Annotated in this window: 17 protein-coding genes; 7 read left to right on the top strand and 10 right to left on the bottom strand. The window is 74.8% G+C overall.

The annotated features are described in order from the left end of the window. Positions 1–67 precede the first annotated feature (67 nt). On the top strand, positions 68–442 hold the full coding sequence (locus tag ACZ5WK_RS03990; protein ID WP_465544662.1) for a hypothetical protein: 375 nt from the start codon (positions 68–70) through the stop codon (positions 440–442). A 171-nt stretch (positions 443–613) separates the two neighbouring features. Here the strand turns inward: ACZ5WK_RS03990 and ACZ5WK_RS03985 are convergent, their stop codons facing one another. The 7 genes from ACZ5WK_RS03985 to ACZ5WK_RS03955 form a co-directional block, all read right to left on the bottom strand. Continuing rightward, positions 614–1,366, bottom strand: a complete 753-nt coding sequence (locus ACZ5WK_RS03985; protein ID WP_465544660.1) for a GTP-binding protein — start codon at positions 1,364–1,366, stop codon at positions 614–616. Further along, complete coding sequence (locus ACZ5WK_RS03980) at positions 1,347–1,808, bottom strand: DUF742 domain-containing protein (protein WP_465545225.1); 462 nt, start codon at positions 1,806–1,808, stop codon at positions 1,347–1,349. Before ACZ5WK_RS03980 ends, ACZ5WK_RS03985 begins: the two co-directional genes overlap by 20 nt. 92 nt (positions 1,809–1,900) lie before the next feature. Next, positions 1,901–2,311 (bottom strand): roadblock/LC7 domain-containing protein, encoded by a 411-nt coding sequence (locus ACZ5WK_RS03975; protein WP_465544658.1) that lies wholly within the window; start codon positions 2,309–2,311, stop codon positions 1,901–1,903. Beyond that, the gene (locus ACZ5WK_RS03970; RefSeq protein ID WP_465544656.1) at positions 2,308–5,445 is read right to left on the bottom strand and encodes a sensor histidine kinase; all 3,138 of its coding nucleotides are present in this window, start codon (positions 5,443–5,445) and stop codon (positions 2,308–2,310) included. Before ACZ5WK_RS03970 ends, ACZ5WK_RS03975 begins: the two co-directional genes overlap by 4 nt. Before the next feature lie 151 nt (positions 5,446–5,596). Continuing rightward, the gene (locus ACZ5WK_RS03965) at positions 5,597–6,415 is read right to left on the bottom strand and encodes an MHYT domain-containing protein (RefSeq protein WP_465544654.1); all 819 of its coding nucleotides are present in this window, start codon (positions 6,413–6,415) and stop codon (positions 5,597–5,599) included. 352 nt (positions 6,416–6,767) lie between these two features. Next, positions 6,768–8,135 (bottom strand): cytochrome P450, encoded by a 1,368-nt coding sequence (locus ACZ5WK_RS03960; RefSeq protein WP_465544652.1) that lies wholly within the window; start codon positions 8,133–8,135, stop codon positions 6,768–6,770. Between the two features lie 120 nt (positions 8,136–8,255). Next, the gene (locus ACZ5WK_RS03955) at positions 8,256–9,323 is read right to left on the bottom strand and encodes an RNA ligase (ATP) (RefSeq protein ID WP_465544650.1); all 1,068 of its coding nucleotides are present in this window, start codon (positions 9,321–9,323) and stop codon (positions 8,256–8,258) included. 477 nt (positions 9,324–9,800) lie between these two features. On the opposite strand from ACZ5WK_RS03955, the gene modA reads away from it, so the two are divergent. The 3 genes from modA (at position 9,801) to ACZ5WK_RS03940 (ending at position 12,782) form a co-directional block, all read left to right on the top strand. After that, positions 9,801–10,646, top strand: coding sequence for a molybdate ABC transporter substrate-binding protein (gene modA, locus ACZ5WK_RS03950; RefSeq protein ID WP_465544648.1), 846 nt, complete (start codon positions 9,801–9,803; stop codon positions 10,644–10,646). A 29-nt stretch (positions 10,647–10,675) separates the two neighbouring features. After that, a complete protein-coding gene (locus tag ACZ5WK_RS03945; RefSeq protein ID WP_465545223.1) occupies positions 10,676–11,497 on the top strand; it encodes an ABC transporter permease in 822 nt (273 codons plus the stop codon). Between the two features lie 217 nt (positions 11,498–11,714). Continuing rightward, positions 11,715–12,782 (top strand): ABC transporter ATP-binding protein, encoded by a 1,068-nt coding sequence (locus tag ACZ5WK_RS03940; RefSeq protein ID WP_465544646.1) that lies wholly within the window; start codon positions 11,715–11,717, stop codon positions 12,780–12,782. A 90-nt stretch (positions 12,783–12,872) separates the two neighbouring features. On the opposite strand, the gene ACZ5WK_RS03935 is transcribed toward ACZ5WK_RS03940, so the two are convergent. Together ACZ5WK_RS03935 and ACZ5WK_RS03930 are read right to left on the bottom strand one after the other, a co-directional pair. Beyond that, positions 12,873–13,535 carry a response regulator transcription factor gene (locus tag ACZ5WK_RS03935; protein ID WP_465545221.1) on the bottom strand — a complete coding sequence of 221 codons (663 nt, stop codon included), beginning with the start codon at positions 13,533–13,535 and terminating at the stop codon, positions 12,873–12,875. Then, positions 13,535–14,845, bottom strand: a complete 1,311-nt coding sequence (locus ACZ5WK_RS03930) for a sensor histidine kinase (RefSeq protein ID WP_465544644.1) — start codon at positions 14,843–14,845, stop codon at positions 13,535–13,537. Before ACZ5WK_RS03930 ends, ACZ5WK_RS03935 begins: the two co-directional genes overlap by 1 nt. 284 nt (positions 14,846–15,129) lie before the next feature. On the opposite strand from ACZ5WK_RS03930, the gene ACZ5WK_RS03925 reads away from it, so the two are divergent. The 3 genes from ACZ5WK_RS03925 to ACZ5WK_RS03915 all read left to right on the top strand — a co-directional run bounded on the left by ACZ5WK_RS03925 (position 15,130) and on the right by ACZ5WK_RS03915 (position 17,687). Continuing rightward, entirely contained in the window at positions 15,130–16,038 is a 909-nt protein-coding gene (locus tag ACZ5WK_RS03925) for an ABC transporter ATP-binding protein (RefSeq protein ID WP_465544642.1), read from the top strand. Further along, entirely contained in the window at positions 16,035–16,787 is a 753-nt protein-coding gene (locus ACZ5WK_RS03920; protein ID WP_465544640.1) for a hypothetical protein, read from the top strand. Before ACZ5WK_RS03925 ends, ACZ5WK_RS03920 begins: the two co-directional genes overlap by 4 nt. Positions 16,788–16,946: 159 nt before the next feature. Beyond that, positions 16,947–17,687 (top strand): hypothetical protein, encoded by a 741-nt coding sequence (locus ACZ5WK_RS03915; protein ID WP_465544638.1) that lies wholly within the window; start codon positions 16,947–16,949, stop codon positions 17,685–17,687. Positions 17,688–17,815: 128 nt separating this feature from the next. Here the strand turns inward: ACZ5WK_RS03915 and ACZ5WK_RS03910 are convergent, their stop codons facing one another. Then, entirely contained in the window at positions 17,816–18,529 is a 714-nt protein-coding gene (locus ACZ5WK_RS03910; protein ID WP_465544637.1) for an aminoacyl-tRNA hydrolase, read from the bottom strand. Positions 18,530–18,685 lie beyond the last annotated feature (156 nt).

The following is an 18,685-nucleotide window of genomic DNA, read 5'->3' as shown; positions in this document are numbered from 1 at the left end:
GCACGGGAAATTCCGATTCAGACCCCCACCCGGACGGGGCAGACAGCACCAGCGAGGAGAGATCACCATGTCAGGTTGCATCGCCCGGAACATCGCCAAGCTCGGGATGGTGGCCGCGGCCGCCCTCGGCGTGCTCGGCACCGCGACCCTGCCGGCCGCCGCCGCCACGCCCGCCGCCGACCAGAGCATCTCCGCCGGCTCGGGCGCCGCGTCGTCCGAGGCCATCACCGCCTCCTACCACTGCACCATCACCGCCGACTACGGCTGGCGCTGGGAGGGCAACTGCCGGATCTACTCCGGCGAGCTGCGCACCATCACCTACTGTGCCAACGGCACGTCCACCACCGGCCTCTGGATCGGCGCCCGGTCCCAGCCGTGGGCGGTCTGGGGCAACTGCCCGGGCTCCAGCTGGACCCGGATCGTCTTCCAGAGCCGCGGCTGACCGACCACCGGCGGCAGCACTCCGGCAGGCGCGCTCCGACGACAGAACCGACCGACCGGCTGAAGCCCTTCGAAGGAGACCGGCTGAAGGGCTCCGACACAGCACCGAGGGGTGCCGCCCGCACGGGTGGCACCCCTCTCCGCTCTTGCCGGGCCAGGCCGTTGCCGTGCCCTACCTCACGGCCGCGCCGGCATCGGCCAGCAGGCGGGCGGCGTGCACCCGGCCGGCGTGCTCGACCAGGTTGATCAGTACCTGCTTACCGGAGGCTCGGCGGCGCGCGTCGCAGAGCACCACCGGGGTGCCGGACTCCAGGTCCAGCGCCCGGGCGACCTCCTCCGTCCCGAAGTCACGGGTGCCGGCGAAACGGTTGACCGCCACCACGAACGGAATACCCCGGTGCTCGAAGAAGTCCACCGCGGGGAAGCAGTCGGTCAGCCGCCGGGTGTCGGCGAGCACCACCGCCCCGAGCGCGCCCTGCGCCAGCTCGTCCCAGAGGAACCAGAACCGGTCCTGCCCCGGCGTACCGAAGAGATAGACGGACAGGCCCTCGCGGATGGTGATCCGGCCGAAGTCCATGGCCACCGTCGTGGTGGTCTTCTGTTCGACCCCACCGGTGTCGTCCACGCCCCGCCCGGCCTCGGTGAGCCTCTCCTCGGTGCGCAGCGGGCGGATCTCGCTGACCGACCCGACCAGGGTGGTCTTGCCGACCCCGAATCCGCCCGCGACCAGGATCTTCAGGGCGAGCACGGGGGTGTCCGAGGGGGCGGCGGTGTCCGAGGGGCCCTCGTCCTCGGCCCCGTCCCGACCCCCGTCCCGACCCCCGCCGTTCTCGCGCCCGTTCCCGGGCTCCTCCCCCCCGGTCTCGGGCGGGCCGTCCCCGTAAAGGCTGTCGGCGTACGGGCGGTCAGAGTGCGCGGAGTCCATGGATGACCTCCTGGAGGATGCGCTCGTCAGGGAGCAGTGCGGGTGGGACGGGGCGGCTGACCCGGATGCAGCCGGCCGCCAGCAGATCGCCTAGCAGCACCCGCACCACGCCGAGCGGCAGGTCGAGGTCGGCGGCGATCTCGGCCACCGAGAGGGCGTTGCCGCGGCAGAGGTCCAGGATCAGGCCCTGCTCGGGGCCGACCGGCACGTCCGGCGCGTCCGGGAAGTCCGCCGGGTCCGGGACATCGCTGACGACCAGGGCGATCAGGTCGAACTCCCGCCCGGTGGGCCTGGTCCGCCCCCTGGTCATCGCGTACGGGCGGACCAGCGGCCCGGCCTCGTCGTCGTACCAGCGCGAGCGGTAGGCGGCGGCGAGCGGATTCCTGGCGAGCGGCGGGGTCCTGGACGGTGTGGTCCTGGACGGTGTGGTGCTGGGCTGCATGGTGCCGGACGGCGTGGTGTTGGGCGGCGTGGTGTTGGGCGGCGGCTCGTGAGGCTGTCGGTACGGCTGTTCGTCCGGATGCGGCACCCGGCTCACCGGCCGTCCGCGCTGCGCGGTGGTGTGAACAGGTGCTCGCCGACCCGGCGGACCAGTCTGGCCATCTCGTACGCGACCAGGCCGAGGTCGGCGTCGGCGGTGGAGAACACCGCCAGGCAGGTGCCCTCGCCCGCGGCGGCCACGAACAGGAAGCCGTGCTCCAGCTCGACCATGGTCTGGCGGACCTCGCCGGCCTCGAAGTGCCGGCCCGCGCCCTTGGCAAGGCTGTGGAAGGCGGAGGCGACGGCGGCCAGATGCTCGCCGTCCTCGCGGCCGAGGCCGGCCGAGGCGCCCATGGCGAGGCCGTCGGCGGAGAGCATCACGGCGAACCGGACCTCGACGACCCGCGAGACCAGGTCGTCGAGCAGCCAGTTGAGCTCTCCCGCGCGGTGGGTGGTGCCGATCATGGACGCTCTCCTTCGTGGTGGTGCGGTGGGAGGGGGTGGTGCGGGGGCACCGGCGTCCCGTCCGGACGGCGGTCCGGGCGACGTTGCGCCGGGTACTGGTCGGGGTGCCGTTGGTCCGGGTGCTGGTCCCGCTGCTGGTCCCAGTGGTCGTCGTGGTGCTCGTCGCGGACCTGTGGGCGTGTGCCGCGGGCCCAGCCGGCCTGGAACGCGGACATCGCGGCCCGGGCCGCCTCCGGGTTGCGTCCGGGAGCGGATGCGGCGACGCCGCGACGGCGGCCCGGAGCCGGCCGCGGCGGGGCGTCGCGCAACTGCGGGACGAGGCTGGCCTGGCGGACCCGCCGGGGCAGCTCGTCCGGCCCGGCAGGCCCGGCCGGCCCCGCAGGTCCGGCGGCGGGGTTCACGCCGGACGGGCCGGTGAGCACGGCGGAGGGCGTGGCTCCGGGAGCGGCCTCGGCCCGGTGACCACGGACGGCCCGGACCGGCCGAACGGCAGGGGCTGCCGCCGGCGGCAGCGGGCCCGCGTCCACCGCCGGACCGTCCGCGCGGGCCCCGGAAGCCCGGAACGGGATGGGGCGCAGCACCCCGGGGTCGCCGCCCCGGGCGCCGAACGGCCGCAGTGCGCCGCTCTCCGACGGCGGCTCGGCGCCCGGCACTCCGTCCGCCGGGGTGTACCCGGTCCCGGCGCACGAGGCCCCGGCGTGCCCGGGCGGCGTCGCAGGCGCGGGCGTCGCAGGCGCGGGCGTGCCGGGATCGGGCGTCTCCGCCGCTGGACCGACGAACGCAGGCTTGACGCCCGCAGGCTTCACGAACGCGGGCTTCACGAACGCGGGCGCCACGACCTCGGGCTCCGCAGGGGCGGGCCTCACGGCCTCGGGCCCGGCGAATTCGACGACGGGAAAGGCCGGTTCGTCGTACCAGGGCCCGTGGCCCGGGCGGCCGGAGACCTCCCCAGGCGCCGGATCGACATCCAACTCCGGTACCACGTCCTGGATTTCATGCCGCACCCGAGGACTTTCATCGGCCAGCAGCACGGTGGGCAACAGCACCACGGCGGTCGTCCCGCCGTACGCGGAGGTCTGGAGCGAGACCCGGACTCCGTGCCGCCGGGCCAGCCGGCTGACCACGAACAGGCCGAGCCGGTCGCTGTCGAAGAGATCGGTCTGCTCGGCCGCGGCGATCCGCCGATTGGCGTCCGCGAGCACCTCCGATCCCATACCGAGGCCGCGGTCCTCGATCTCCAACGCGTAGCCGTTGCCGACCTGTTCACCCCGGACATGCACCCGGGTGTGCGGCGGCGAGAAGCCGGTCGCGTTCTCGACCAGTTCGGCGACCAGGTGGGTGAGGTCGGCGACGGCCTGCCCGGTGACCGCCGCGTACGGGAGCCGGTGGACCTCGACCCGGGCGTACTCCTCGACCTCGGAGACGGCGGCGCGCACCACGTCCAGCAACGGGACCGGTTTGCGCCAGGCCCGGCCGGGGGCGGCGCCGGAGAGGATGATCAGGCCCTCGGCGTGGCGGCGCATCCGGGTGGTGAGGTGGTCCAGCCGGAACAGGTCGGACAGTTCGGCCGGGTCCTCCGTCCGCCTCTCCATGGCGTCCAGCAAGGTGAGTTGGCGGTGAACCAGGACCTGACTGCGCCGGGCGAGGTTGACGAAGACGCCGGAGACGCCGGAGAGCACCTCGGCCCGTTCGACCGCCGCGGTGACCGCCGCCCGCCGGACGGTGCCGAGCGCGCCGTGCACCTGGCCGATCTCGTCGCTGCCGTGCACCGGGACGGGCGCCTCGGCGTCGATGTCCACCTCCTCGCCGGCGCGCAACCGCCGCATCGTGGCCGGCAGTTTGCGCCCGGCCAGTTCGAGGGCCGAGTTCCGGAGGCCGATCAGCTCGGTGACCAGGCCGCGCCCGATCTGCACCGAGATCACCAGCGAGGCCACCACACCGGCCAGACCGAGAAACACGGCCGCCCCGGCCGGCGTGAACAGGCCCAGCGCGTACGGGTCTTCCCGGTCGGACGCCGCCCGGCCGGCCGTGTCCTCGACGGCGCGCAGGTCGCGGGCGACGTTGCCCGCCGCCACCGACCAGCGTTCGGGCGGGACGGCGGCTGCCGCGGCGCGACCGCCGGCGGCGGTGCGGACCTTGTCCTCGTAGGAGGTGAGGTCCCGGTGGTCCTGGCCCCCGGTGACCGCGAGCAGGGCGGCGCGGTCCTCGGGGCGCAGGTCGGCAGCGGAGCCCTGCTCGAACTGACGGCGGGCGAAGACGGCACCGGAGAACTCGCGCAACTGGTCCTCGGCGAGGCCGCCGGAGAGCTGGGCGGCGCGCAGCAGCGCGTCCTCGCGGCTGAGGAGTTCACGCGAGCGGGCGAACTCCAGCAGGACCCGGGCGTCCGAGGCGACCCGGTGGTCCTGCATCGGGGTGAGTGCCCCGGCCACCGCCAACGCCCGGTCCACGGCGGCCCCGTACGCGGCGTACGCCTCGGGCCAGCCGACACCGCGGGCCAGCACCCGGGTCCGCAGCTCGGGCAGCGCACCGACGGCGGCGCCGAGCGCGTCCAGCCGGGCGGCGGCGTCCGGGCCGAGGCCCTGGGCGTCGGCCCGGTTGTAGCCCTGGCTGTTGCCGCCGTCGCCCGTGCTGCCGCGGCCCGGGCCGCCCTGGCTGTTGCCGCCCTGACCGCCCTGACCGTCCTGACCGTCCGGACCGCCCGGGTTCCGGCCGCCGGACCGGGCATCGAGGAAGAGCGGGGCGAGGGCCCGGTCGGTGGCGACGGCGGCCTCGCGCAGGGCGCTCTCCCGGGCGGCTCCAGGAGCGGCCAACACCTGCCCGGTGGCGGCGCGTTCGGCCTGGAGGCCGGCGACGGTCGCGCCGACGGGGGTGAGCACGGTGCGCTGGGCCTCGCGCAGCCGCAGCAGGTCCCAGACGTCCTGGGCGGCGGTGACGCTGGCGAACGCCCAGAGCGCCAGCACGGACACCACCGGGACCATGAGCAGTGCCACGATCCGGGCACGGACGGTCCGGGGGCGCAGCCCGCGCGGGCCGGGGCGGGGTGTGCGGCGGGTCGCTTCACGAGCAAGCCGGGTGGGCGGCCCGGCGTGGGCACCCCGGCGGGTACCGGGCGCGGTACCGCGGCTTTCGCGCATGGGTGAGGAGCCTTTCGGGCGGGGGACGTGCGGTACAGGACGTCGGAAACGGGGAGCCGGCGGGGAACACCGGCGAAGGATGCCGACGGGGAGCCCCGAGGGAGGCCACCGGCGGACAGCCAGGGGGTGCCAGTCAGGCAGGGGGGGCTGGTCAGGCGGCGCGGTGGTGCTGCTCAGGCGCCGGACGCGCGGGCGTCGTCGGGAACTCCTCGATGGTCAGCTCACCCGCCTCCTGGTAGGCGGCGCGCTCCTGGGCCGTCGGGGAGAGGGCGACGAAGGCCGAGGTGAGGAAGAGGAAGGAGCCGAGGCCGACCGCGAGCGGGAAGACGAACTCCATCGGCGCGGCCCCGCCGAGCCCGGTCCGGGCCGGCTCCAGTTGGACGTGGACCGCCGCCATGCCGGTGTAGTGCATACAGCTCACGGCGAGGCCCATCACCAGCGATGCGCCCACCGCGGCAGACACGTTGCGGATGGTGACGGCCGCCCAGAGCGCGGCGGTGGCGGCTCCGACGGCGATCAGCACGGAGAGCGCCACCGTGCCCGGGTCGTAGTGCAGGCCGCCGTGCAGCCGCATGGCCGCCATGCCGAGGTAGTGCATCGCGGCGACGCCGAGGCCGGTGGTGAGCCCGCCCGTGAGCAGTGCCAGGCCCCGGTGCCGTCCGTAGCCGACCGCCATCAGCCCGAGCCCGGTGACCAGGATCGCGACCACCAGGCTGAGCACGGTCAGCGGGACGTTGTACCGCAGCTCCGTCCCGTCGACCGCGAAGCCGAACATGGCGACGAAGTGCATCGTCCAGATGCCGGACCCGATCGCGGCGGCCGCCGTGAGCAGCCAGTTCCGGCGCGGGGCACCGGTCGCGACGAGTCCGCGCAGCGTGCACCGCAGCCCCAGCGCGGCGCCGGCGCACGCCACCACGTACGAGAGCGCGGGCGTCAGCCAGCCGAAGCTGAAGTGGTTCATCGTGCCCATGGGGACCTCCGGTCGACCGGTCGGGCCCGGGGGCGTTCACGCTGCGCCCGGGCTCCCTGGACCGGGCGGACTCCGCGTGGGGGCGGACGGTGAAGGGTCCGGGCCGGCCAGGACCAGCCCGGAGGATCGATCACCCGTCATATGCCAGACACACGTGCGCTTCCGGTCCGGGGTGCGTGGGACGCTATCGGGGTCCGGAATGAGCTACGCGAAGATGTGAAAAGCTGCCCACGGCGTGCGGGCGCTGTGTTCGAATGGGTCGGTCCTGTGCCCATGCGCCCCAGCTGACAACTCCCGTCCACTGGCTGCCAGTTGTCAGCTGTCACCCGCAAGCCGTCGGCCCCACAGCCCGTCAGCGCGGTGCGAGCCGGATCCGCATCGGGCTGTCCACCCGCAGCGTGATGCCCTGGCCGACCGCCACCCGGCGGTCGATCACCTCGAAGTCGAAGTCACGCAGCAGCACCCCCAGGGCCAGCACCGACTCCAGCATCGAGAAGTGCTGCCCGATGCAGGCGCGGGGGCCGCCGCCGAACGGGTACCAGGCGTAGCGGTGGCGCTGCTTCTCCCGCTCGGGCAGGAAGCGGTCCGGGTCGAAGCGCTCCGGCTGCTCCCAGTGGTCGGGGTGCCGGTGGGTGACCAGCGGCGCCAGGATCACCTGCGCGCCCGCCGGGATGACGTGCCCGCCGATCACGCACTCGGCCACCGCCCGCCGTCCTGTCACCGAGGCCGCCGGGTAGAGCCGCATCGCCTCCTTGAGCACCCGGGTGATGTACGGCAGCGCCTCCAGGTCGGCGGCGGTCGGCTCGCGGCCCGCGAGCACCGCGTCGGCCTCCTCCTGGGCCCGGCGCCGCTGCTCCGGGTGCCCGGCCAGCAGGTGGAGGGCGAAGGCGAGCGAGGTGGCCGTGGTCTCGTGCCCGGCCAGCAGGAAGATCAGCACCTGGTCGCGCAGCTCGTCCGGGTCGAGCCGTTCGCCGTCCTCGCCGCGCGCGAGCGTGAGCAGTGCGAGCAGGTCGTCGGACTTGCCGCCGGCGCCGTCCGGACGCAGGGCACGCTCGGCGATGATCCGGTCGCAGATCCCGTAGAGGTCCCGCTGCGCCTCGGCGCCGCGCCGGTTGGCGGGGGTCGGCCAGTTGCGCGGGGTGCGCACGGGTGAGAAGCCGCGGTCCAGGAGGTACTCCCCGAGCGCCGGGAAACTGCGGTGCACGACGTCCACCGCCGCCTCGACGTCGGCGCCGAACAGGATCCGGGAGACCGTGCGCAGCGCGAACCGGGACATCTCGTCCGCCGCGTCCACCACGCCGTCCGGCACGGCCATCCAGCGCTCGGCCAGCACCCGTGCCTCCAGGGCGATCGCGTCCACGTAGCCGTCGACCCGGCGGCGGGTGAACAGCGGCTGGATCAGCCGGCGCTGGCGCTGGTAGTCGTCGTCCTGGCTGGTGAGCAGGCCGTTGCCGACACTGGTCCGCAGCTCGTCGTAGAAGGCGCTCTCCTTGCGGAAGTTGGCCGCCTCGCTGCCGAGTACCTGGTGGGCGCCCTCCGGGGAGAAGATCACGAAGAACTCGGCCCGCAGCCCGGGCGGCCCGGCGGTGAACCGGACGACGTCGCCGTAGTCGCGCCGCGCGGCCAGGTAGGTCCGCAGCGGCCGGCGGGTGAGGTCGAACATCGAGCCGAACAGCGGGTGTCCGGACGGGCCGGGCACCCGGGCTTTCACAGTGGTCATGAGGGGGCCTCCTTCAATGGCGACCCACCAACGTAACTGACACGGCGTCACCGGAGAAGGGGGCCCCGGGGTGGCCGCGGACCGCCCGCGACCACCCCGCCCGCGCCGGGAGCGGCCCGGTCACTCGTACTCGGTGCCGCCCTTGCGGGTCAGGTAGGCGTCGCTGACCACCTTGGCGATCGCCCGCCCGCCCACCACCGGGCTCCAGCGCTCCGTCACGGGCCGGATCACCACGCCCTCGCGCAGGTGCAGTTCGCGCCCGGAGACGGTCTCCCGCCCCTGGGCGAACGCCAGCGCGGTGTCCGGGTCGAACGGCCCGCGCCACAGCTCGGGCACCACCGGCAGCTCGCCGTCCAGCAGTTCGGCGGCCGGCAGCCAGCGCAGCTGCCCCTCCACCACGGCCGACACGTCGAACGCGGCATAGCCGGGCAGCTCGGTGCGGCCGGACTCGCCGTAGGTGAGGTCCTGCACGCCGGCGCCGAAGACCTCGCCGAAGATGCCGACCCGCTCGGCCCCGAGCCGCTCCGCCAGCCGGGCGGCCACCTCCGGTATGCGGTGCGCGCGCACCGCCCGCCAGTAGAGGTTGCGCTCGTCCTCGGCCAGGGCCAGCCCCTGGGCACCGATGCCCTTGGAGGAGACCTGCACCTCGCCGGTTTCGGCGTGGTAGGTGACCAGACAGCAGCTGCCGTGCAGCTTCTCGGTCAGCACGACCGGCTCGCCGGGCTCGAAGATGCCGGGGAAGCGCTTGAGGTTCTCGATGTCCACCCAGGGCAGCAGGTCGGGCGCGCGGACCACGTCGCCGTTCATCGAGGTCGGGATCGGCGGCTGCCACTTGGTGACGCCCAGGACGTCGGCGAAGTCCTCGCCGCTCTCGGCGGCGGCGGCCAGGTCGGTGCCGGCCAGCGCGCCGGGCCGGCAGACGATGCCCTGCGACAGCTCGCCGCGCAGCCGGACCGCCTTGACCCGGTCGGCCTTGCTCCCGGCGAGCCGCCCGGTCAGGCCCAGCTCCTCGATCAGCACGGCGGGCAGCACGGCCTGCTCGGGGATGTAGACGGCGTGGTCGCCGGTGCGGTAGGCGCCCTTGGCGACCACGGCACGGTAGAGGCCGACCTGGGCGAGTTCGAGGGCGTCCGCGTTGGGATGGGCCAGGATGGTCAGCCGCTCGGCGGTGACGCGCAGTGTGGACATGGGTGTGCTCCTCCCCTTGGCTCGGCCGGTCGGCCGGCGGTGCGTACCAGGTGCCGTACCGCGTGCGGACCTGCCACACCCCGTGCGAACCGGGTGCGGCAGGCCGTGCGGACAGGTCGTGCGTGCGAGTCGGACCGACGACCTGCGCGGGTACGGACGGTGACCACTCTGGCCTCTCGGGGCACCCGTGCGCGAACGGTTTTCCCCACGGGTTCTCCAGGGTTGCCGGAGGGATTGCCGGAGGGGTTTCCTGGGATTCCTCCGGCGGTCCGGGGTGGAATCCGGGGCCCGCCGGCGCAGCGGTGCCCACCCGGTTTGAGCCTTCCGACAACCGGGCAGTGATCGGCGGCGGTCCTTGCCTGTGCAATGCGACAGACGATTTTCAGCTGGTATTTGCGGCACTATGATCGCCGTAAAGGCCGCAGCTGCGGCTGCACCCCCGCGCCCCTTCCGGCGCCCCCAGGAGGGGAAACACCCATGAGCACCCGCACCGCCCGCACCCGCAGACTCGCCGTCGCCGCCGCGGCCCTCGCTCTCAGCCTCGGGGTCACCGCCTGCGGCAGCGACGGCGACACCAAGGCCTCGGACGCCTCCGCGGGCAGCACGTCCACGAGCGCCTCCACCGGCAGCAGCAGCGCGCCGAAGGCCACCGGCGGCATCACCGTCTTCGCCGCGGCCTCGCTCAAGGAGAGCTTCACCGACCTCGGCAAGAAGTTCGAGGCCGCCAACCCCGGCGCCAAGGTGACGTTCAACTTCGGCGGCAGCTCCGCCCTCGCCAGCAGCATCAACTCCGGCGCCCCGGCCGATGTCTTCGCCGCCGCCAGCCCGGCCACCATGAAGACGGTCACCGACGCGGGCGGCGCCACCGGCGCACCCAGGACCTTCGTCAGGAACACGCTCACCATCGCCGTCCCCAAGGGCAACCCCAAGCACGTCGCGGCGCTGAAGGACCTCGCCGCCCCGGGTGCCAAGGTCGCGCTGTGCGCGAAGGAGGTGCCGTGCGGGGCCGCCGCCCTGACGGCGCTCAAGGCCGCCGGCGTCGACCTCACCCCGGTCACCCTGGAGCAGGACGTCAAGGGCGCACTGACCAAGGTCGAGCTCGGCGAGGTCGACGCGTCGCTGGTCTACAAGACCGATGTGAAGGCCGATGCTGCGAAGATCGACGGCGTGGACTTCCCCGAGGCCGACAAGGCCGTGAACGACTACCCGATCGCCGCGCTGGCCAAGGCACCCAACAAGGACGGCGCCGCCGCCTTCGTCGCCTACATCCAGTCGCCCGAGGCCCAGCAGGTCCTGACCGCGGCCGGGTTCCAGGCACCGTGAGCCACCGCACCGGCCGGTCCGCCGCCGGGGTGGCCGCCCCGGCGGCGGACCGGCCGCCCCGGCGGCGGCGCGCGAACCGCGTCCCGGTCGTGCTGCTGCTCCCGGCGCTGCTCGGGCTGGCGTTCCTCGTCCTGCCGGTGGTCGGGCTGCTGGTCCGGGCGCCCTGGAGCAGCCTCTCCGACCAGCTCACCAGCACCGAGGTGTGGGAAGCCCTGCGCCTCTCGCTGGTCTGTGCCACCGCGGCCACGGGGGTGTCGCTGGTGCTCGGAGTGCCGCTGGCCTGGCTGCTGGCGCGCACCGATCTGCCGGGCCGGCGGCTCGTCCGGGCGCTGGTCACGCTGCCGCTGGTGCTGCCGCCGGTGGTCGGCGGTGTGGCACTGCTGCTGGTGCTCGGCCGGCGCGGCATCGTCGGCTCCTGGCTGGACTCCGCCTTCGGCATCACCCTGCCGTTCACCACCACCGGTGTGATCATCGCCGAGGCGTTCGTGGCGATGCCGTTCCTGGTAATCAGTGTGGAGGGCGCGCTGCGGGCCGCCGACCCGCGCTACGAGGAGGCGGCCGCCACCCTGGGCGCCTCCCGGCTGACCGCCTTCCGCCGGGTCACCCTGCCGCTGATCGCGCCCGGCATCGCCGCCGGCGCCGTCCTGGCGTGGGCCCGCGCGCTCGGCGAGTTCGGCGCGACGATCACGTTCGCGGGCAACTTCCCCGGCCGGACGCAGACCATGCCGCTCGCCGTCTACCTGGCCATGGAGTCCGATCCGGAGGCGGCGATCGCCCTCTCGCTCGTCCTGCTGGTGGTCTCGGTCGCCGTACTGGTCGGCCTGCGCGAACGCTGGATGTCCGCCCCGTGAGCGCCCTGCGGCCGCTGCCGCCGTCCGCCCCGCCGGCGCCGGTGTCGCCGCAGTCCGCCCTGCCGGTGCCGGTGTCGCCGCCGTCGACGCTGCCGCCGTTCTCGCCGTCGCGGCCTGCGCCACCACCGCAGGAGCGGGAGGTCCGACCCGCCGGACTCCCCCTACGCCCTCCGCGCCGGGCCCCACTCGACCACGCTGCCCCCTGGACACCCACACCGTGACTGCCGCCGCCCCCGCCCTCGACGCCCGGCTGCGGGTGGACCGCTCCGCCTTCCGCCTCGACCTCGCACTCACCGCCGCCCCCGGCGAGGTGGTCGCCCTGCTCGGCCCGAACGGCGCCGGCAAGTCCACCGCCCTGCGCGCACTCGCCGGGCTGCTCCCGCTCACCGGCGGCCACCTCCGGCTGGACGGCCGCGTCCTGGAGGATCCGGCCGAGCGCCTGCACACGCCCGCCGAGGAGCGCCCGGTCGGCGTGGTGTTCCAGGAGTACCTGCTCTTCCCGCACCTCAGCGCGCTCGACAACGTCGCCTTCGGCCCGCGCTGCCAGGGCCGCCCCAAGCGTGAGGCCCGCGCCGAGGCGGCCGGCTGGCTGGAGCGGATGGGCCTGGCCGAGCACGCCGCCGCCCGCCCCGGCCGTCTCTCCGGCGGTCAGGCGCAGCGGGTGGCACTCGCCCGGGCGCTGGCCGTCCGGCCCCGGCTCCTTCTGCTCGACGAGCCGCTGGCCGCCCTGGACGCCCGCACCCGGCTCGACGTCCGCTCCCAACTACGCCGCCACCTCGCTGAGTTCGAGGCGGTGGCGGTCCTGGTGACGCACGACCCGCTGGACGCGATGGTGCTGGCCGACCGGCTGGTGGTGATCGAGAACGGGCGCGAGGTGCAGTCCGGCACCCCCGCCGAGATCGCCCGGCGGCCGCGCACCGACTACATCGCCCGGCTGGTCGGCCTCAACCTGTACCAGGGCAGCGCCGACGGCCACCGGGTCACGCTGGCGGACGGCACCGAACTGGCCACCAGCGAGGAGCTGACCGGTCCCGCCTTCGTGGCCTTCCCGCCGTCCGCCGTGACGCTCCACCGGGAGAAGCCGCAGTCCAGCGCGCGCAACGTCTGGGAGATGGAGATCGCGGGCCTGGACCTGCACGGCGACCAGGTCCGCGCCGACCTGGCCGGGGCCCTCCCGATGGCCGCCGACCTCACCCCGGCCGCCGCCGCCGATCTCGACCTCGCCCCCGGCACCATCGTGTGGGCGACGGTCAAGGCGACCCAGACGCACGCGTACCCGGCCTGAGCCCGCCGCCCCACGGGGCTACCCGGGTCCGCGGGGCCACCCGGGTCCGCGGAGCGAGCCGGGTCTGCAGGGCCACCCGGGTCCGCAGGACTACTGCGCCGGCTCCACGAATCCGGACTCGTACGCGGCGATCACCGCCTGGGTCCGGTCCCGGGCACCGAGCTTCGCCAGCACACTGCTGACGTGCGTCTTCACCGTCTGCACGCCGAGGAACAGCTGATCGGCGATCTCGCCGTTGGTCAGGCCCTGCGCCACCAGGCGCAGCACCTCGGCCTCACGGTCGGTCAGGGCGGCGCGGGCCATGGCGTCCCGGGCCGCCCGGTTGCCCTGGCCGGCGGCGAGGCGGCGGATCGTGGCGGGGAACAGCAGCGACTCGCCCGCCGCGACCAACCGGACGGCGTGGGCGATCTCGGCCGGCCGGGAGCGCTTCAGCAGGAAGCCGTCGGCGCCCGCGCGCAGGGCCTGGTAGACGTAGTCGTCGATCTCGAAGGTGGTGACGACCAGGATCTTCGGCGACCACCCGCCGGGCGTGGCGCCGTCCCGGACGAGCTCGCGGGTGGCCGCCAGACCGTCCACCCCCGGCATGCGGACGTCCATCAGCACCACGTGCGGTCGCAGTTCACGGGCCAGGGCCACCGCCTGGGCCCCGTCGGCCGCCTCGCCGACCACCCGGAGGTCGCCCTGCGCCTCCAGTACGGCCCGCAGGCCGGCCCGGACCAGCTCCTCGTCGTCGGCCAGCAGAATGTCGGTCATCACGCACCCAAGCGTAGGGGCACCCGCACGGCCAGCACCCACTCGCCGGACTCCGCGCCGGCCGAGGCCTCACCGCCGAGCAGCACGGCCCGCTCGCGGATGCCGCGAAGTCCCTTGCCGCCCCGCCGCGGTGTGCCGCGGGCGGGCGCCGCCACGGGTAGGGCGTTGGCGCAGCGCAGCTCCAACTGACCGTCCCGCAGCGCGACCCGGACGCTGATCGGCTCGCCGGGCGCGTACTTGAGGGCGTTGGTGACGCCCTCCTGGACGATGCGGTAGCCCTCGCGGGAGAGCACCCCGGGCAGCCTCCCGGACGGCACGTCGATCCACGCCTCGACCGGGCTGCCGGCCGAGCGCGCGGTGTCCAGGAGCGCGGGCAGCTGCTCGATGCCGGGCCGCTCGCGGGCGTCGCCTGCCCCGGGCGTGCCGTGCGCCCCGCCGATGCCGCGGGCGCCACCGATGCCGTTCGCCCCGCCGATGCCGTGGGCGCCGCCGGCCTCGGCGGGGTCGGCTGCCTCGCCGGTGTCCCGGAGCAGGGCGAGCGTGCGTTCCAGGTCCTCCATCGCCTGCCGCCCGGTCTCCTCGATGACTTCGAGTGCCTTGGCGACGAACGCCCCGTCGCCCACCTCGCGCGCCGCACCGGCCTGAATGACCGTCACCGTCAGGGCATGGCCGATGGAGTCGTGCAGTTCCCGCGCCAACAGGTTGCGCTCCAGCAGGCGTTCGGCCCGCAGCTCGGCGGCGGCCAGCCGCTCGGCCGGGGACGGCCCCAACAGCCTCCGGGCCATGGCGAGTTGGAGGCGGCCGGCCCAGACGACCAGCCAGCCGAGGGCGAACAGCAGCACCGGCGCCAGCATCGGGTACCACGGCAGCCCGTCCGCGGCGGGGAGCCGGAGGCCGCCCGGCAGCTGCGGCGCGGGACGGACCAGCAGGTCGAAGGCGGCGGCGGGCACCACCACGGAGAACATCCCGACGAGCGAGCCGAGAGCCACCCGTCCGGCCAGCCAGGCCGCCGTCCGGCGCCGGTCGGCCCAGCTGCGGGCGGGCTCGGCGGCGATGTCCTGCTCGCGCTCGGGCATCAACAGCAGCCGCGCCTGCACACCCTCCGCCCGGCGCATCGCCGGGAGCAGGGCGGCGAGCACCAGCAGCGCCGTGTCCACCGGGACCGCCCGCAGCAGGATCCCGCCGGGGCCGAAGGCGTACGTCCCCGGATAGATCATCAGGACGACCCCGGCGAAGATCCATCCGATGGCCAGGTGCAGCCACCGCGCGTAGGTGGCGGCGCTCAGCAAGGGCGCGAATATTCGGGGCATCCCGCCATCCTGCCAGGTCAGCGTAGTACGGGGCCCTCCCTCCCGAGAGGGAGTCAAGTCCCCTCCCCGGCGGGATCCGCCGGGAGGTCCGCTCCGGTCGAATGGGGCCATCGACAGCCGGGGCGGCTGCCGGGCCGGGGCCATCCAGACCCGGGCCGGCCCGGTCCGCACCGACCACCGGCGCGCCGGCCAGGACCGCCCACGACCGCCCACGACCGGCCCGGCCCGCCCACGAGCGGGTCGCCGGCAGCGGGACCGACAGCGACAGGACAGGGAGGGCAGCCGTGATCCAGGTTCAGGGCCTCACCAAGGAGTACGACGGGACGCGCGTGGTCGACGACCTCAGTTTCGAGGTCCGGCCCGGCGTGGTGACGGGCTTCCTCGGGCCGAACGGCGCGGGCAAGAGCACCACCATGCGGCTGATCCTCGGCCTGGACCGGCCCACCGCCGGCCACGCCCTGGTCGGCGGCCGCCCGTACGCCGGGCTGGCCGACCCGCTGCGGCAGGTCGGCGCGCTGCTCGACGCCCACGCCGTGCACGGCGGCCGCACCGCCCGCGGCCAACTGCGCTGGCTCGCCGCCAGCAACGGCCTGCCCGACCGGCGGGTCGACGAGGTGCTCGCCCAGGTCGGCCTCGCCGACGCGGCCGGCCGCCGGATCCGCGGCTTCTCGCTCGGCATGCGCCAGCGCCTCGGCGTGGCCGCCGCGCTGCTCGGCGACCCGCCGGTCCTCATGCTGGACGAGCCGGTCAACGGCCTCGACCCGGAAGGGATCCGCTGGATCCGCACGCTGCTGCGCGACCTCGCTGCCGAAGGCCGCTCGGTCCTGGTCTCCTCGCACCTGATGACGGAGATGGCGCTCACCGCCGACCACCTGGTGGTGATCGGCCGGGGCCGGCTGCTGGCGGACGCCGCCACCTCGGAGTTCATCGACCGGCACGGCCGCACCCGGATCCGGGTGCGCGCCGTGGACGGCGCCAAGCTCGACGCGCTGCTCCGCGGCTCCGGCCTGGCGGCCGAACCGGTGGACGGCGGCGCCTGGGAGATCACCGGCGCCGAGCCCGAGCAGATCGCCGCACTGGCGGCGGCCAACGGCGTGGTGCTGTACGAGATCGCCGTCCAACAGGACTCCCTGGAGGAGGCGTTCATGCGGATGACCGCCGACAGTGTCGAGTACCGGGCGGTGGCGGCATGAGTACCTCCACCGCTCTCGGAGGGAACGTCCTGCGGGCCGAGCGGATCAAGCTCACCACCCTCCGCTCGCTCTGGCTCACCCCGCTGCTCTCCGTCCTGCTCACGGCCGGCCTCGGCACCGCCGTCGCCGCGGCAATCGGCGACACGGACCCGACCCTGACCGACGACCCGGGCACCGGCATCCACTACGGGCTCAACTTCGGCCAGGCCGCACTGGCCTGCTTCGGGATCCTGCTGATCGGGCAGGAGTTCAACACCCGCATGATCGGCGTCTCCCTCACCGCCGTGCCCCGGCGCGGGCGGCTCTACGCCGCGAAGCTCGCCCTCGGCGCACTGACCGCCCTCGGTGTCGGCCTGCTCGCGACGGCCGGCTCCTTCGCCGGGTACGCCGCCTTCGCCTCCGGTGACTGGGACGGGCCCGCCTTCGCCCGCAGCGCCACCGTCGGGGTGCTCTACCCGGTGCTGCTGGTGGTGCTCTGCCTCGGCCTGACGGCCATGCTCCGCAACCTCACCGCCGCGATGGGCCTGCTGGTGCCGACGGTCTTCCTGCTCTCCCCGCTCCTCGGCGGCGTGCCGGGCGTCCGCGACGTGGTCCAGTTCCTCCCCGACCGGGCCGGCCAGTACGCGCTGCACTACGCCGACGACCCGAAGACCGCGTACGGGCACTGGACCGGCCTGCTGATCATGGCGCTCTGGGCCGGGGCGGCGGCGTACGGAGGCCTGCGCTCGATACGCCGCTACGAGGCGTGAACCGGGGCGGCCCCGCCGTCACGCCCCACGCCCCCGCCAACACCCCGCCCCGCCAACACCCCGCCCTGCCACCACACTGCTCCGCCACCACGCTGCTCCGCCGCCTGCCGCGACGACACCCGCCTGCGCCCTCCGGCGCCCGGGGAAGGGACGCTACCGATGACCACCGCCACCGCCGTACTCCGGTCCGAGCGGATCAAATTCACCACGCTCCGCTCCCAGTGGATCGTGCCGCTCGTCGCCGTCGGGCTCACGGTCGGCATCACCCTCGCGGTCAACGCCGCGTACGGGGAGGCGGACCACACTCCGGGCGAGGACCAGGCGGGCGGGATCTACTACGGCCTGCTGTTCGGCCACGTCGCCGTCGCCTGCCTCGGCATCCTCCTGATCGGCCAGGAGTTCAACACCCGCATGATCGGCGCCTCGCTCACCGCCGTGCCCCGGCGCGGGCGGCTCTACGCCGCGAAGCTCGCCCTCGGCGCCGGGCTGGGGCTGCTGCTCGGACTGGTCTCCACGGCCGGCTCGTTCCTCGCGGTCGCCGCCACCGTCGGCCTGGACCTCTCCGCCCCCGGCATGGGGCGCAGCTTCCTGGCGGGCGTGCTCTACCACCCGCTGCTGGTGGTGCTCTGCCTCGGCCTGACCGCCATGCTGCGCAACTTCACCGCCGCACTCGGCCTGCTCACGCCGATGGCCTTCCTCGGCACCACCGTGCTGGCCGCGATCCCCGGAGTGCGCGAGGCCGGCCAGTTCCTGCCCGACCGGGCCGGCCTGTACGCGATGCACACCCAGCCCGACCCCACCGTCCACTACGGGCACTGGACCGGCCTGCTGATCATGACCCTCTGGGCCGCCGCCGCGGCGTACGGAGGCCTGCGCTCGATACGCCGGTACGAGGCGTGAACCGGGGCGGATCCTCCCTTGCGGAAGCCCGGTGGCCGCCCGCCACGCGGTCCCCCGCGTGCTGTCTGCGCCCGGTCAGCCGTCGGCGGCGAGCCCTCTGCCCGGCGCCCTCCGCCGACGCTTCCCGCTCACCGGCGCAGGGCCGGGTGCTCCGCCACGACGGTGCAGCTCCCCGGGGCGATCTCCGTGAAGCCCGCGTCCTGGACCAGCGGCAGGCCGCTCGCGACCAGCTCCGCCCAGGCCGCCGGGTCGGCCGTGCGAACCGCCAGCGCGAAGCCGGTCTCGGCCCACTCCTTGCGCTGCGCGTCGTCCAGCCGCCACCACGCCAGCTGGGCGGCGTGACCGGTCTGGGCCATGGTCTTCCCGGCGCTCATCTCCAGCTCGGGGTTGAGCCAGAGCACGGGCACGCCTGGCTCGGGAGCGCCGACCGGGCCGGTCTCCTCGAGGTCGGTGCCGGAGACCTGGAGCTTGACGAGGTCCTTGGGCCAGCCGTCGAGCGGGATCGGCGGGAACACCCGGACCTCCGCCTCGCGCCCGCTCACCGTGATCCCCGGCAGCTCGCCGGCCCGGCGCCACTCGCCGCCCCGCGCCCGCCGGACCACCTTGCGGATCCGGGCGTCCTCCCAGGCCGCGACCCGCTCCGCCCACTCGCCGTCCGGCTCGGTGACCCGGGGGTCGGCCAGCAGGGTGAGCACGGCTCGCGCCGAGGTCTCCAGCGCGTCGGTCCGCCCGGGCGGGGTGGCCCGCTCCAGCCGGACGAGGAGCGGCAGCACGTACTGCGGCCGGGCGTCGCGGTCCTCGGGGGCAGGGTCAGGGACGGGGGCGTCGAACGGAGAAGTCACCCGTCAAGCATGCCAGCCCCCACCCCGCCGCGATCACGCCAGGTGGAGATCGTCAGGGGGCCGGGAGGAACGGAAGGACCGATCCGGTCGAGCCGACCTGGGAGGCCGGGGAAGCCTGGGAATCCGGGGAAGCCGGGGAAGCCGGCGAGGCCGGGG

Source organism: Kitasatospora sp. NPDC032757 (genome assembly GCF_055579305.1).
Note: the sequence above shows the minus strand (reverse complement) of the source record. Positions and strands in the feature narration are given on the sequence as shown.